This is a genomic window from Oscillibacter hominis (assembly GCF_014334055.1).
GTDB classification, from domain to species: domain Bacteria; phylum Bacillota; class Clostridia; order Oscillospirales; family Oscillospiraceae; genus Oscillibacter; species Oscillibacter hominis.
Genome location: NZ_CP060490.1, coordinates 2,257,408 through 2,271,717, shown reverse-complemented (window position 1 = coordinate 2,271,717; position 14,310 = coordinate 2,257,408). Strand labels below are relative to the sequence as shown.

At 61.5% G+C, this 14,310-nt stretch carries 13 protein-coding genes; 5 read left to right on the top strand and 8 right to left on the bottom strand.

The features are described from left to right. Nucleotides 1-43 precede the first annotated feature (43 nt). The 6 genes from nrdD to H8790_RS11255 form a co-directional block, all read right to left on the bottom strand. On the bottom strand, nt 44-2,203 hold the full coding sequence (nrdD, locus tag H8790_RS11280) for an anaerobic ribonucleoside-triphosphate reductase (RefSeq protein ID WP_187332596.1): 2,160 nt from the start codon (nt 2,201-2,203) through the stop codon (nt 44-46). Between the two features lie 195 nt (nt 2,204-2,398). After that, the gene (locus H8790_RS11275; protein ID WP_187332595.1) at nt 2,399-2,962 is read right to left on the bottom strand and encodes an NUDIX hydrolase; all 564 of its coding nucleotides are present in this window, start codon (nt 2,960-2,962) and stop codon (nt 2,399-2,401) included. A gap of 25 nt (nt 2,963-2,987) precedes the next feature. Then, nucleotides 2,988-5,423, bottom strand: a complete 2,436-nt coding sequence (locus tag H8790_RS11270; protein ID WP_187332594.1) for a TRM11 family methyltransferase — start codon at nt 5,421-5,423, stop codon at nt 2,988-2,990. A gap of 119 nt (nt 5,424-5,542) precedes the next feature. Beyond that, complete coding sequence (locus tag H8790_RS11265; protein ID WP_187332593.1) at nt 5,543-6,412, bottom strand: hypothetical protein; 870 nt, start codon at nt 6,410-6,412, stop codon at nt 5,543-5,545. Then, on the bottom strand, nt 6,399-6,917 hold the full coding sequence (locus tag H8790_RS11260; protein WP_187332592.1) for an RNA polymerase sigma factor: 519 nt from the start codon (nt 6,915-6,917) through the stop codon (nt 6,399-6,401). Before H8790_RS11260 ends, H8790_RS11265 begins: the two co-directional genes overlap by 14 nt. A gap of 130 nt (nt 6,918-7,047) precedes the next feature. Beyond that, a complete protein-coding gene (locus tag H8790_RS11255; protein WP_207724188.1) occupies nt 7,048-7,836 on the bottom strand; it encodes a ZIP family metal transporter in 789 nt (262 codons plus the stop codon). 322 nt (nt 7,837-8,158) lie between these two features. On the opposite strand from H8790_RS11255, the gene H8790_RS11250 reads away from it, so the two are divergent. The 3 genes from H8790_RS11250 to H8790_RS11240 all read left to right on the top strand — a co-directional run bounded on the left by H8790_RS11250 (nt 8,159) and on the right by H8790_RS11240 (nt 10,212). Continuing rightward, entirely contained in the window at nt 8,159-8,329 is a 171-nt protein-coding gene (locus tag H8790_RS11250; RefSeq protein WP_187332591.1) for a hypothetical protein, read from the top strand. Between the two features lie 139 nt (nt 8,330-8,468). Then, a complete protein-coding gene (locus H8790_RS11245) occupies nt 8,469-9,281 on the top strand; it encodes a transketolase (protein ID WP_187332590.1) in 813 nt (270 codons plus the stop codon). A gap of 4 nt (nt 9,282-9,285) precedes the next feature. Further along, nucleotides 9,286-10,212 (top strand): transketolase family protein, encoded by a 927-nt coding sequence (locus tag H8790_RS11240; protein ID WP_187332589.1) that lies wholly within the window; start codon nt 9,286-9,288, stop codon nt 10,210-10,212. Between the two features lie 83 nt (nt 10,213-10,295). Here the strand turns inward: H8790_RS11240 and H8790_RS11235 are convergent, their stop codons facing one another. Further along, the gene (locus tag H8790_RS11235; protein ID WP_187332588.1) at nt 10,296-10,943 is read right to left on the bottom strand and encodes a GNAT family N-acetyltransferase; all 648 of its coding nucleotides are present in this window, start codon (nt 10,941-10,943) and stop codon (nt 10,296-10,298) included. Between the two features lie 256 nt (nt 10,944-11,199). Here H8790_RS11235 and H8790_RS11230 point away from each other — a divergent pair, with 256 nt between their 5' ends. Then, a complete protein-coding gene (locus tag H8790_RS11230) occupies nt 11,200-11,907 on the top strand; it encodes a cysteate racemase (RefSeq protein ID WP_187332587.1) in 708 nt (235 codons plus the stop codon). Between the two features lie 186 nt (nt 11,908-12,093). Here the strand turns inward: H8790_RS11230 and H8790_RS11225 are convergent, their stop codons facing one another. Continuing rightward, nucleotides 12,094-13,626: a 4Fe-4S dicluster domain-containing protein gene (locus tag H8790_RS11225; RefSeq protein WP_187332586.1), complete on the bottom strand. Its 1,533-nt coding sequence runs from the start codon at nt 13,624-13,626 to the stop codon at nt 12,094-12,096. 414 nt (nt 13,627-14,040) lie between these two features. Here H8790_RS11225 and H8790_RS11220 point away from each other — a divergent pair, with 414 nt between their 5' ends. Further along, nucleotides 14,041-14,295: a hypothetical protein gene (locus tag H8790_RS11220; RefSeq protein WP_187332585.1), complete on the top strand. Its 255-nt coding sequence runs from the start codon at nt 14,041-14,043 to the stop codon at nt 14,293-14,295. Nucleotides 14,296-14,310 lie beyond the last annotated feature (15 nt).

Below are 14,310 nucleotides of genomic sequence, written 5' to 3'. Positions count from 1 at the left end.
AAGAAAAAGCGCTCCGCACAATCTTGTGCGGAGCGCTTTTTCTTTACAGGTGGAGCACCCGGTCGCGGATTTCCTGGGTGCGGCCCTGGTTCCAGAACTGGGTGCCGATGTAGCCGCAGGTGCGCCGGGCCACATTCATCTTGGTCTGGTCCGTGTTGCCGCACTTGGGGCATTTCCACAGCAGCTTCCCGTCCTCCTCCACGATCTGGATTTCGCCGTCCCAGCCGCAGACCTGGCAGTAGTCGCTCTTGGTGTTCAGTTCGGCGTACATGATGTGCTCGTAGATGAACTTCATCACCTGGAGCACCGCCTCCAGGTTCTGCTGCATGTCCGGCACCTCCACATAGCTGATGGCCCCGCCGGTAGACAGGTGCTGGAACTGGGCCTCAAAGGCCAGCTTGTCAAAGGCGTTGATCTCCTCGGAGACATGGACGTGGTAGCTGTTGGTGATATAGCCCTTGTCGGTGATGCCGGGGATGACGCCGAAGCGGCGCTGGAGGCACTTGGCGAATTTGTAGGTGGTGGATTCCAGGGGCGTGCCGTAGATGCCGAAGCCGATGGTGGTCTCCTCCTTCCACCTGGCACAGGCCTCGTTCATATGCTCCATTACCCGCAGGGCAAAGGGCGTGGCAGTGGGGTCGGTGGGGCTCTTGCCGGTCATGTACTTCACGCACTCATAGAGCCCGGCATACCCAAGGGAGATGGTGGAGTAGCCGCCCACCAGGAGCTTGTCGATGGTCTCACCCTTTTTCAGCCGGGCGCAGGCGCCATACTGCCACAGGATGGGCGCCACATCGGAGAGGGTGCCCTTGAGCCGGTTGTGGCGGCACATCAGGGCCCGGTAGCAGAGTTCCAGCCGCTCGTCAAAAATCTGCCAGAACTTCTCCTGGTTTCCGCCGGAGGAGAGGGCCACATCCACCAGGTTCAGCGTCACCACGCCCTGGTTGAAGCGGCCATAGAACTGATACTCACCCCTCTCGTTTTTCCAGGGGGACAGGTTGGACCGGCAGCCCATCACCGGGAAGCAGTTGCCCTCCTTGAACTCCTTCATCTTCTTCTCGGAGATGTAGTCTGGCACCATGCGCTTGGCGGTGCACTTGGCGGCCAGGCGGGTCAGATAGTAGTAAGGGGAGTCGTCGCGGATGTTGTCCTCCTCCAGGACGTAGATCAGCTTGGGGAAGGCCGGCGTGACCCAGACGCCCTCCTCATTTTTCACGCCCTGGCAGCGCTGCTCCAGAGTTTCCTCGATGATCATGGCCAGGTCCTTTTTCTCCTGTTCGCTTTTGGCCTCGCCCAGGTACATGAACACAGTGACAAAGGGCGCCTGGCCGTTGGTGGTGAGCAGCGTCAGCACCTGGTACTGGATGGTCTGCACGCCCCGGCGCACCTCATCCCGCAGCCGCACCTCCACCAGCTTGGAGAGGGTCTCCTCCGAGGGGGCCGCGCCGATGATCTCCATCTCCTGCTCCACGATCCTGCGGATTTTCTCACGGCTGACCTGGACAAAGGGCGCCAGATGGGCCAGGGAGATGGACTGCCCGCCGTACTGGTTGGAGGCCACCTGGGCAATGATCTGGGTGGCGATGTTGCAGGCGGTGGAGAAGCTGTGGGGCCGCTCAATCATGGTGCCGGTGATGACGGTGCCGTTTTGCAGCATGTCCTCCAGGTTCACCAGGTCGCAGTTATGCATGTGCTGGGCATAGTAGTCCGTGTCGTGAAAGTGGATGATGCCCTCCCGGTGGGCCTCCACGATGTCGCCGGGCAGCAGGATGCGCTCGGAGATGTCCCGGGAGACCTCGCCGGCCATATAGTCCCGCTGGGTGGAGTTGACCACCGGGTTCTTGTTGGAGTTCTCCTGCTTGGCCTCCTCGTTGCAGCATTCGATGAGGCTGAGGATTTTGTCGTCGGTGGTGTTGCTGCGGCGGACCAGGGAGCGGGTGTACCGGTAGGTGATGTAGCGCTTGGCCACCTCAAAGGCGCCGTGGGCCATGATCTGATGCTCCACCAGGTCCTGGATCTCCTCCACTGAGGGCGAGCGGTTCATCTTCTCACAGTTGAGCGCCACAGACTCGGCGATGCGCTGAATCTGCACCGGCGTCATCCGGGCCTCTTCCTCCACAACGGCGTTGGCCTTGGTGATGGCGGCGATGATCTTGTCAATGTCAAAGGCGACCTCTGTGCCGTTTCTCTTCAGTACTTTCATAAGCGGATTCTCCCTCTGATTCCATTCTCACCGTTACAACATGTAGTGTGATCTTGCGATGCTTTCCCAGTATATACCGCAAGATGCTGTATGGCAAGTGCCAATTGCAACAGGGCGTGGAATGGCGGGCGGCCGCAGGCCCAAAACGGAGCAAAAAAGTGCACCGGCGGAACCGTTCCGCCGGTGCATGGGACATTAACGGGCCAAAAGCTTCGCATTTAATTTTTGATAGATCCGCTCCCGGAACCAGGGCTCGGAAGACATCTCCACGGCCTTTTGCAGGGGGAACCAGCTCACGGCGCTGTTTTCGTCGATCTTGGAGACAACTTGCTCCTCCGGGTCCGCCTCCAACAGATAGGTGACGTTGAGGTGCAGGTGGGAGGATACGTACCGGCCCCGCTTCTCGTGGCCGTCCACGGTGAGGGACTCCAGGGAAAAGGGCTCCTTTGAGACCGGCCGCACCGTGCGCACGCCGCTCTCCTCCCGGACCTCCCGCACCGCCACCGCCAGCAGGTCCCGTTCGCCGTCGGCGTGGCCGCCCAGCCAGGACCAGGAGCGGTAGATGTTGTGGTAGGCCATCAGCACCTGGGTCCGGTCGGGACTGACCACCCAGGCGGAGGCCGTCATGTGGTAGGCGTCGTTTTCACGGGAGAAAACAGTCTCATCCGTCCGCAGCAGCCGCAGCAGCAGCAAGCGGTCCCGCTCCTCCTGCTCGTTCCAGGGCTGGAAGCGCTCTAATTCGCCAATCAGGTCGTTCATGGGATCGTTCCTTTCTCTTTCGTGTTTAAGGGTAGAGTGCCTGGGCCAGCTGGTCCAGGCACTGCTGGACCAGGAGGCGCTCTTTCTCCGTGGAGGCCAGGTGGCCCAGGCGGCACTGGCGGGCGATCTCCACATGCAGGGGGGAGGCGGGGTCAAAGGGCGGTATGGCCAGCTTTTCCACCACGTGGGCGGAGATGCTGGTGGGGTTCATGTAACCCTCCACGCACCGGCGCACCGCCGTAAAGCTGAGCACGCCGCAGAGGTAGTAGGCCTCTTCCTCACATTCCACCGGGAGATACATCAGCTTTTCGTTGGGCAGGGGGATGGTGTGCCCCAGGTAGGGGTCGTCCCAGGGGGAGAGCACCGCGCAGAAAAAGCGCTTGGAGATGTACCGCCAGGCCACCTTGTAGGGGGAAAACGTGTAGGCACCCACCCGCAAAATGGCATGAAACTGGCGCTGCTGAATGAATTTTTCCCACCCGGCAAAGCCCCTGCGCTGATCCAGCACCTCCCGAAAGCGGCACAGATACGCCCAGGTCAGCGGGGAGCGGGCCCGGAGCGTCTCTCCATCCACCGGCATCTGGCGGGTCTGGGCCGTGTGGGGGCACAGGAGATAGGAGGAGGGGCGGACGCTCCACTGGTGAAGGTCGCTGCCCCGCACCAGGGGGTAGAGATGGTCCGGCTCTATCTCCGCGGTCACCTCCGCCGCCTGCCGCTTGCCTTGGCCGCTCAGATTGCGGACCAGCACTCCGCCCGGGGAGCGGCCCAGGATGCGCAGGCAGTAGACGCCGTTGGCCCCGCCAGTGAATACGCCGGAGCGGGCCCGGTAGGGGTTGGAGCCCAGGAGGCCCCTGAGCGAGTCCGCCTCCTCTGCCCGGACAATGATCCAGCCGGAGCAGGGGTCGGCGGCCTCACTGGGCCGGGCCAGGGCCTGCGTGCGTTCAGCGGCGGCGGACACCTCCGCCGCGGTGGCACCAGGGCGGTGCATCAGCCGGTTCACCTGCCCGCCCCAGAGAAAACAGGGCACGTCGTAGCGCTGGGGCCGCCCGGTCTCAAGGTAGGCGGCTGCCGCCGCCACCGCCACGTCCCGGAAGGGCTGAAGGGCGGAAAAGTCGTCTAAGCGCACCACGCAAAAAGGCGTGTCTCCCGCCTGAAAGCGGCGGAAGGAGGCGCCGTTTCGCTGGGACTTGAACAGGGCCTGGCGCAGCACCACAGCCGCCGCGCCGCCTGGGATCACCAGGCGGTCGAGACAGAGGCAGAGCATCAGCGCGGAGATGTCCTCGTTGGCAAAGCTTTTCTCGATCTTCCGGTGGGGAAAAAGGCCGTAGCGCCGCCACAGGGGCAGCGCCCGCTGCCGCTCCGCCGGAGAGAGGTACTCCCAGCTGACCCAGGGGAAGTTCCCGATCAGCAGGTTCGCGGGAGCCAGGGCGGCGGAGAGCACCCTATTTAGAAGCATCCGCGCCCGTACCCGGTCCGCCGTATCCTCCGGCGGGGGGAGGCCGCACAGGCGGCAGACGTCCTCCAAAGGGGCGTCCAGCCCACGCCGCGAAACCTCATCGACGGCCTCGCGGCTCAGCTGGAGCCGTCCGCCGGCACCGTCCTCCACCACAAGCACATTGCCTTCCCATTGGGGCAGCGCCAGCAGGTCGCAGTGGAGCACGGAGCGGGGGTTGCCACCGGCAAAGAGCAGGGCGGTTCTGGCGCCCAACACCGCGAAGGCGTTGATGTCGAGGCCTGTTAAATCGCAGCCTGGCGCGGCCCTGAGGGCGGCAAGGAGAAAAACGCCGCCCCCGCAGGTGGGGTCCAGGACGCGGCGGGGGCTGGGCCAGCGGCGGAGGGCTTCCTCCACCATCAGCTCCGCCATCCAGGGCGGTGTGTAGAACTCCCCCAGGGCGTGGCGGATGGGCTGGGGCAGCAGCTGCTGATAAAGCGCCTGGATGGCCTCCGGCCGCTCCGGGGCTTTGGAGCCGGGCAGCCCCTCCAAAAGGCCCCTCAGACCGGTGCAGGCGTCCGAGAGCTCCGCGTCCCAGCGGGCAAGGAGCCAGCAGCACCAGTCCTCCTCGTCGCAGCAGCCCCGGCCCAGCCGCCGGAAGCAGGAGCCGTCCAACAATTGCCGCCAGGGATACCGGGCGCCCGGGGCAAGGAAGTCCAGGGCCAACAGCCGGACAATCACACCGTAAGCGGTCAGAATGCCCTGGAGCAGATGGGTCAGTCCGCCGCCGCAGGAGACGCCGTAGGGACGGCCCAGGGCATCCGGGTCCACCCGGTTGTTCCGGCACAGCACCGGCCCGAGATCGCCGTAGAGGGCGGAAAGTTCCTGCTCCCACAGTGCCGTCAGGGGCCGCTCCGGTCCGGGCTGGTCCAGATGGCGGCAGAACACGCCCACCGCGCGGCGGATGGGCGCCCAGTGTGGACTGCTCTCCCGCCGAAGGGAGTTCACAAGAAAGCTGATCCGGTCCATAGGCCCTCCCCATCTTGAGAATACAGCTATTGTACAGCAGACGGGGCGGCGAATCAAGGGACGCGGGAAAAGCCGGGCGCATCTTGCCAGGATACGCCCGGCCCGCCTGGGGGAAAGATTCAGGATGTTTGGTCCGGCGTGTTCAAAACCTGGAATGTGGCGATCATGGCGTCAAACCGGGTGCCGTGCCCCTCCGTAGCCTCTGTATAAAGATAGGAGCAGATGCGGTAGGTCCCGCCCTTTCCGTCGTCCACAAGATGGCAGTCCACCTGCTCTGCATCCCATGCCGTCCCATTGCCGGCGTGGAGGAACAGGCCCTCCAACAGTTGGGACGGAGCGATGTCGGAGACGGTCTCGTAGGTGTCCCGCAACTCCGCCCGCAGGGCCTCCGCGTCCTCCTGAGGGGTCACGCCCTCCCAATGGGTGAGTTCGAGCCGGCACGGGGGAAGAAGGGACAGCGCCTCCTCCCGCTGGGCGATCCACAGGTCGATCTGCTCCTGGGCTTCCGGAGGGCTCAGGGCATCCAACTGGCTGGCCAGGTCCCGCTCCGCATCCTCCCGGGTAAAGGTGATGGGTATGGGGCGGATGACATAGCGCTCACCCTCCCAGCTTGCGGTATAGCGGGATTCATCCGAATAGAGCACAAAGCCGGGATGAGATGCGCTGTCCTCTGCCTGAGGCGTATGGAGGGGGTGTTCCTCCATACCCTCCGGAAGGACAGGGAGCTCCTTTGGGGGAAACAGCGTTTCCCAGAGGGCGGAGAGGTTCTCCCCTATCGAGCGGGCCAGGGCTCTGCCGGACGGTGTGAAGGACAGAAAGGACAGGATGAGAGCCACAGAGGCGGCTGCGGCCAACAGCCGGACCGGGCGCCGTCTTCGCGCTTTTTCCATACTCAGCTCATGCATCACGCCCTTTTTCACCGTCTCCTGGCGCTGGAGCGCGCGGTCGGTATACAAGGACAGACCTTGTTTCAGTTCAAGATCGGTCATGGCGTTCCTCCTCTTTCAACTGTTGGGCCAGTGCTTCTTTTGCATAGTGGATGCGGGATTTTACAGTGCCCACAGGCTTTTTCAGAATCTCGCTGATCTCCCGTTCACTCAGATCCAGTAAAAACCGCAGGACCAAAACGCTTCGGTGCTCTGGGGAGAGACGGTCCAGCGCTTCGGCAATGGCCAGGGACCGGTCGGAGCCCTCGGCAAACGAGGGGGTTGGAAAATCGGCGTCCAGTGCCGTCACCCCTAAGTTTTTCCGCAGGATGCGGCGGCTTTCATTGATGACGATGCGGAAAAACCAGGGCCGGAACCGGTCCGGGTCCGTGCATTGATGCCCTTTTCGGTAGGCCCGGAGAAAAGCCTCCTGGACAGCGTCTTCCGCAAGGTCCTGTCTGCGGGTGATGGCGGCGCTGAGCCGCAGTGCCGCCGGGGCAAACTGGTCATAGAGATAAGAAAAGGCCCGGTGGTCCCCCTTCAGGGCATCGGAGATGTAGTCTTCCACGGTGTGCCTCCTTTCAGATGCGCGCTTCTGCTCTTTATACCCCCGCGGAAAGAGGAAGGTTCACTCCAATATGAAAAAATCAAAACGCGTCGTGATGTGAATTCACACCACGACGCGCCTATGGAGCGGATCAGCCCAACATCACGTCAAGCAGCATCATCATCAGAAATCCAGCCATGACGCTGATGGTGCCGCTGTGGGAATGCTCCCCCAGATGAGCCTCTGGAATCAGCTCCTCCACCACCACATAGAGCATGGCCCCGGCGGCGAAGGAGAGGATCACAGGCATGAGGCCGGTGATGCTGCTGGCAACGAGAACGGTGATGAGGCCAAAGATGGGCTCCACCACGCCGGAGGCTGCGCCGCAGGCAAAGGACTTGGGCGCGCTCACCCCCTGGGACTTGAGGGGCAGGGATACTGCGGCGCCCTCCGGAAAGTTCTGAAGCCCCATGCCCAGCGCCAGCGCCAGCGCGCCGGAGAGGCTCCCGGCATCCTGGGCGGCAACGGAAAACGCCAGACCCACCGCCATGCCCTCGGGGATGTTGTGGAGCGTCACGGCCAGGACGATCATGGTGGTGCGCCTCCAGCGGGAGGGAAGCCCCTCCGCTTCATCGCTTCCAATGTGCAGGTGGGGCAGCAGCATATCTAACAGCATCAAAAATGCGCCGCCCAGCAAAAACCCGCCGCCCACGTGCAGCAAAACGTTCTGCCCCGCTGATTCGGCCATCTCCATGGCCGGAATCAGCAGCGACCAGACGGCCGCAGCGATCATCACTCCGGCGGCAAAGCCAAGGAAGACCTTCTGGGTGACAGGCCGCATCTCCTTTCGGAAGAAAAAGACCATGGCCGCGCCCAACACGGTGGCAAGACAGGTAAAGCCTGTGCCGATGGCGGCAAAATACAATTCTTTTTGCAGCATAGATGCTCTCCTTTATAAGACGCTTCCCATGGGAAAAACGGTTTCGAATCCCAAAACGGCCGCGTGAAAAATCGCCCAATCCCATGTGATTCATGCTGTGCAGCTCTAAAAAGAGTATACCGTAAATTTATAGTAAGTCAATGCCACGACACAATAAGCCCAAAAGTGAGAGGAACAGATTGCTTTTGATAACATTTCCACATATTTGGAGAATTTTTTAAAAATTCGCGAAAATCAGACAAAATTTGCGCTCGGAAAAAGGTAACATAAGACCAGCGAGGCGAGAGATGAGAAGGCAAATATAGAAAGGAATAAAAGAGACATGGATACGATCCCGAAAGAATACCTCATTTTGTTTAACGCGATCACCGCCGCAGAAGAAACTTTGCAAAAACTGCGCGAGGAACTCATTCACGCCCAACAGATTTCAGAGGAACTGTACATAGAGAAGCCTGAGCGTAAGGCAAACAGCGCTCCGCAAAAAAATGATTGAGGCAAAGAGGCTGTCCCCTGCAAAACCTGAGCAGGAGACAGCCTCTTTCTTGACACAGGGGGTATCCTGTGATATTTTTTAGAATAAGTGTTTTGACGCTTGCAGCCCCAGGGCAGCAACGATATCAGGAGGTAGCATCATGAAAACGGAAGAACTCTCCAGGATCTGCACGCAGGTGCGGCGGGATATTATCAATATGACCGCCAACGCCGGCAGCGGCCATCCCGGCGGCTCGCTGTCCGCGGTGGAGCTGATGGTGGCCACATTTTTTGAAAAAATGCGGGTGGACCCCAAAGACCCCCGCAATCCCGACCGGGACCGCTTTGTGCTGAGCAAGGGCCATGCGGCGCCCTGCTATTACGGGGTCCTTGCGGAAAAGGGCTTCATCAGCCGCGATGAATTCCAAAATTTCCGCCAGCTGCACAGCATCCTCCAGGGCCATCCGGACGCCAAGAAAGTGCCGGGCGTGGACGCCTCCACCGGTTCTCTTGGCCAGGGTGCCTCCATCGCAGTGGGCATGGCCCTGGGCGCCAAGCATCAGGGCAAGGACATCCAGGTCTATACCATCCTGGGCGACGGCGAGTGCCAGGAGGGCCAGGTATGGGAGGCCTTTATGGCCGCGGCCCACTATCAGTTAGACAACCTGACAGTGATGCTGGATAACAACGGACTGCAGATCGACGGCTCCAACGACCAGGTCATGAGCTTGGGCGATCTGGCCGCCAAGATGCGCGCCTTTGGCTTCACGGTGATCGAGCTTTCCGACGGCAACGACATCGCCGCCGTGGTGGAGGCGCTGAATGCCCCCGCCGAGCCCGGAAAGCCCAAGTGCATTCTGGCCCACACGATCAAGGGCAAGGGCGTCTCCTTCATGGAGGGCCAGGTGGGCTGGCACGGCAAGGCGCCCAACGAAGAGCAGCGCCGGCAGGCACTGAAAGAACTGGAGGACTGAAGAAATGGCTGAAAAAATCGCAACCCGCGCCGCCTATGGCGACGCTCTTGTGGAGCTGGGCGCGAAAAACGACAAGGTGGTGGTGCTGGACGCCGACCTGGCCCACGCCACCATGACACTGAAATTTGCCCAGGCCTATCCCGACCGGTTCTTCAATGCCGGCATTGCCGAGGCCAATATGGTGGACATGGCCGCCGGCCTTTCCACCATGGGGCTGGTACCCTTCTGCTCCACCTTTGCCATGTTCGGCGCCGGCCGGGCCTATGAGCAGGTCCGCAACTCCATCGCATACCCCAAATTCAATGTGAAGCTGTGCATGTCCCACGCCGGAGTGTCCGTGGGTGAGGACGGCGGCAGCCACCAGTGTATTGAGGACCTGGCCCTGATGCGGGTGATCCCCGGCATGACCGTCATCGTCCCCGCCGACGCCAAGGAGGCCCGCAAGGCGGTGATGGCCCTGGCGGAATTCAACGGCCCCGCCTATCTGCGCCTGGCCCGGCTGGCCAGCCCTGTGTTTGAGGAGGACTACCCCTTTGAGATCGGCAAGGCCAATGTGCTGCGTGAAGGCGGCGATGTGGCGGTGTTTGCCTGCGGCCTGATGGTGTCGGAGGCCCTGGAGGCCGCCAAGCTCTTGGAGGCGGACGGCATCCGCGCCTCCGTCATCAACGTCCACACCATCAAGCCCATTGACGCCGAGTGCGTGACCCGGTATGCGGAGCGGTGCGGCAAGGTGGTCACCGTGGAGGAGCACAGCGTGATCGGCGGCCTGGGCGACGCTGTGGCCGACGTGCTGATGGGCAAGGTGAACTGCACCTTCCGCAAGATCGGTGTGGAGGATCAATTCGGCCAGTCCGGCAAGGCGGCCGACGTGCTGCGGGAGTATGGCCTGACCGCGGACAAAATCGCGGCGCAGATCAAGTCGTCGCTGTAAAGATGTGCAACCGCTGCGGCGGCGCGGGAATCCCCGCGCCGCCGCTTTTTTGCCCGCTCGGGCCGGGATTTTGAGAGTGGGGATCAGTCCGCTGCCCTGCACATGGCTGCAAGCTGCTGAAACCGCTGCTGGGACGCAGTACCGCTGATCTTCTCCTTCGGCGGAAAGCCCTTGTCAAATGCTGCGACAGCCGCATCCTCCACTGCGTAGATGGGATCCTCCACATACCGGCCCGCCGCACCTGAGAGAGCGCCGTCCCACAGCTCGCAGTACTGAAGGGCCGCAGCGTACAGGTTGTCCGCCGTGCGGATATTCAGCCGCTCCGCCGGTAGAAAGCCCTGCCGGGAATAGTAGTCCGGATCCCCGCAGAGGAGGATGGCCCGGTATCCAAGGCGGCGGGCGGCGTCCTTGGTCCGCTGGATCAGCCTGGTTCCGATGCCCTGGCGCTGGTAGCCGGGCAAAACGGCGATGGGCCCCAGGGTCAGCACCTCGTATTCGCGTCCGTCGTCCCCAAAGATGGCAGCCTTCAGGGAGACAACAGCCCCTACGATTCTGCCCTCCTGCACGGCGACAAGGGCCAGCTCAGGCAAAAATGCCGGGCATTCCCGCATGATATGCAGCAAATAGTGTTCACAGCAGCCGGGGGCGTAGTGATTCCAAAATGCCTCCCGGGTCACCTCCTCCGTCTCGCGGTAATCTGAGGGCTGCTCGGGTCTGATGTTAAGTTCCATATAAGTCCTTTCTGCTGACTGATTTGTTTGGCGTTTACCGGGAAATCCGGGGCGGTTCTACCCCAAGGGAGGTTGTACCGTACCCATTGATGGGGTAGAATGGTGCTGGAAGCCGAACGCAGGTCAGCTGACCGTGCAAGCTGCCGTGAGCATCCCACGGCGCCTGTCTTCATAATAGCGTGTTTGAGGCGCGTTTTCACCTGTTTTTTCCCTGTTCATGAAAAAGTTCCAAGGAATTGAAAAAGGAGTGGATTCCATGAAAAAGACCATCGGCATCATCGGCGGCATGGGCCCGCTGGCCACGGCCGACCTGTTCCGCAAGATTGTCCTGATGACCGATGCGGCCAGCGACAACGACCACATCCGCATCTTCATCGACGACAACACGGCCATCCCCGACCGCACGTTGGCCATCCTCTCCGGCGGAGCGGATCCGGTGGAGGCCATGGCCGACTCCATCCGCAAGTTGGAGCAGTGCGGCGCCGACTGCCTCATTATGCCCTGCAACACCGCCCACTATTTCCTGCCCCGGCTGCGCCCGCTGACGGGAATCCCTTTTCTGAGCATGTTGGAGGCCACGGCAAAAGCCTGCGCCGCTGCGTTTCCCGGAAAGACCGCCGGCGTGCTGGCCACCCGGGGGACTCTCAGCTCCGGCGTATATGAGCGTGCCCTCCAGTCAGAGGGGGTGGACTACCTGCTGCCGGAGGAGGAAGACCGGGACCGGCTGATGCAGGTGATCTACAAGGGCGTCAAAAAGGGCGCGCCCATAGAGAGCGTGCGCGGGCCCATGGAGGAGGTTCTGAATCACATGTCCGGAGCGGACTACTTCATCCTGGGCTGCACAGAACTGCCCATCGCCGCCGAGGGACTTGCGCTGCCTCAGCGCTTTGTGGATCCCACGGCGGAGCTGGCAAAGGCGGCGATCCGCTTCTGCGGCTATCAGGTTAAGGACCCGGTTCAGTAAAGTGTCCTCACGAAACTGCACCCTGCGGCCGTAAGGGAGATCGGCCGACAAGAACTCTGCGCAATCACCGGGCAGGCTGCCGGCGGTAAAACCAGGGGTGCTGGTTCGTTGGAATACAGCTGGCTGAGCCCTACCCATCAAAGAGGGCGGCGGAGTATGCTCCGCCGCCCTCTTTGTGGAAAAACCCTACTGGGGGGATTCAAATTTCTCGTATTCTTTCAGCCGTGCGGCATACTTGCTGTCCAGGGAGTTCTGCTCGCCCGCCTGCTCCTTGTAGGAGCGGACGTTGAGCGCGGCGGTGGCCACGGGGGTGATGGTGCCGGCCCCGGCCACGCAGCCTCCGGGGCAGCCCATGCCCTCCAGGAGGTAGCCGTCCCGTTTGCCGGCTTTGGCCAGCATCAGCATCTTCCGGCACTCCCGAAGGCCGTCACCATAGTCGATCTTCACCTCTCGGCCCGGATCGATCCGGTTGATGGCGTCCTTCACAGCCTGGGCCACACCGCCGCCCACGGCAAAGCCGCGGCCGGAGCCAGTGCCGTCGGTGAACTCCTCGTCAGGATCGCCCGCAATCTCCTTGAAGTCGATATCCTTGGCGTCGAACATGCCCCGAAGCTCCTCAAAGGTCAGCACAAAATCCACATAGGAGCGGACGCTCTGGCGGGAGGCCTCCAACTTTTTGGCCGCGCAGGGGCCCACAAAGACGATCTTGGCATTGGGCTTGCGGCGTTTGACCAGCCGGGCGGTGAGCACCATGGGCGTCAGGGCCATGGAGATGTAATCCTTAAACTCCGGGAACAGCTTTTTGGCCATCACGCTCCACGCCGGGCAGCAGGAGGTGCCCATGAAGGGCTGGTTGGCGGGGACGTTCTCCAAAAAGTCGTTGGCCTCCTCGATGGTGCACAGGTCCGCGCCAATGGCCACCTCCACTGTCTCCGAAAAGCCCAGGATGCGCATGGCCTCCTTCAGCTTGGAGGGGGTGGCGTCAGGGCCGAACTGGCCCACAAAGGCCGGCGCCACGCAGGCAACCACCTCGGCGCCGGACTTGATGGCGTGGATCAGCTGGAAAATCTGGCTCTTGTCGGCAATGGCGGCAAAGGGGCAGTTCACCAGGCACATGCCGCAGGAGACGCACTTGTCGTAATCGATCTTGGCGTGGCCGTACTCGTCGGAGCCGATGGCATCCATGCCGCAGGCCGCGGCGCAGGGCCGCTCCAGCCTGCTGATGGCGTTGTAAGGGCACTGGCGCTGGCACTTGCCGCACTTGATGCACTTCTCCTGGTCGATGGAGCACCGGTTGTCCTTGCCGATGATCACGGCGTCCTTGGGACACACCGCCTTGCAGGGGTGGGACATGCAGCCCTGGCAGTTGTTGGAGATGCGGATTTCCTTGGGCGGGCAGGCGTTGCAGGCAAAGGAAATGATGTTGATGAGGGGGGGCTCGTAGTACTTCTCCGGCAGCGCGGCCTCCTCAATGCCGTCGCTGGCCGGGGAGTGGACGCTGGCCGGGCGCAGAGGGAGCCCGCAGGCCAGCCGCAGCCGCTCGGTGACAATGGCCCGCTCCAAAAAGATGTTGTGGCGGAACTTCCCCACCTCGCCGGGTACAATTTTGTAGGGGATCAGGTCAATCCGGGAATAGTCCCCGCCCTCATAGGCCAGGCGGGCGACCTCTGTGAAAACCTTCCGGCGGATGTCATCCACCGCGCTGTGAATTCCTCTCACGAATGTATCCTCCATTGATTCATCAGAAAGTGGCGTGAGCAAAGCAGGGAAGCTGCTGTGGACGCGCGCGGCGTGGAATCGGTGCGACCCGAAGGATGCAACGGCGGACAAACAGCAATTGGGCCGGTCAGGCGGCATCTTTGTGAAATCATTCACGTTAATCTGATTATAACAAAATGCATCATGTTTGCAAGAGGGAATCCCTGTATTTTTACAAAATAAGCCGTAAAAAAAGACGAAAATCAAAGCAAACTTAGGAATGCGGGAGTTTTTCCTGCGCGCCACTTGCCCAATGCATTGGAATTTGATATAATACTCTGCGCTGAATCAAGATAGCAGGAGGTGGCTTGTATCGCGGTTCTTTGGATTTTCTTGATTTCTTTCGCGCTGGTCAGTGTTTTGGTCTGTGGCTTGATGTTTGTACTCAAGGGACAGAGCTGGCGAACGGCGCTTTTTTTGGTGGCGGTGTTCATTGCGTTTTTGCTGGCGCTGATCAACGCCAGTGCGCAGCCGGACAATATGCGCTTCAAGGCCATCTGGGCCTGGATCTGCTTTCTGCCCGCCATCGCCGGTGTCACGCTGCGCTTCTGCCGCCCGGAGCGGGAGCAGATGGCGGGGCTTCTGGTGGTGTTTGCTGTGGCGCTGAACCTGCTGTTTGCATTTTTTTAACTGGAATTCAGCAAA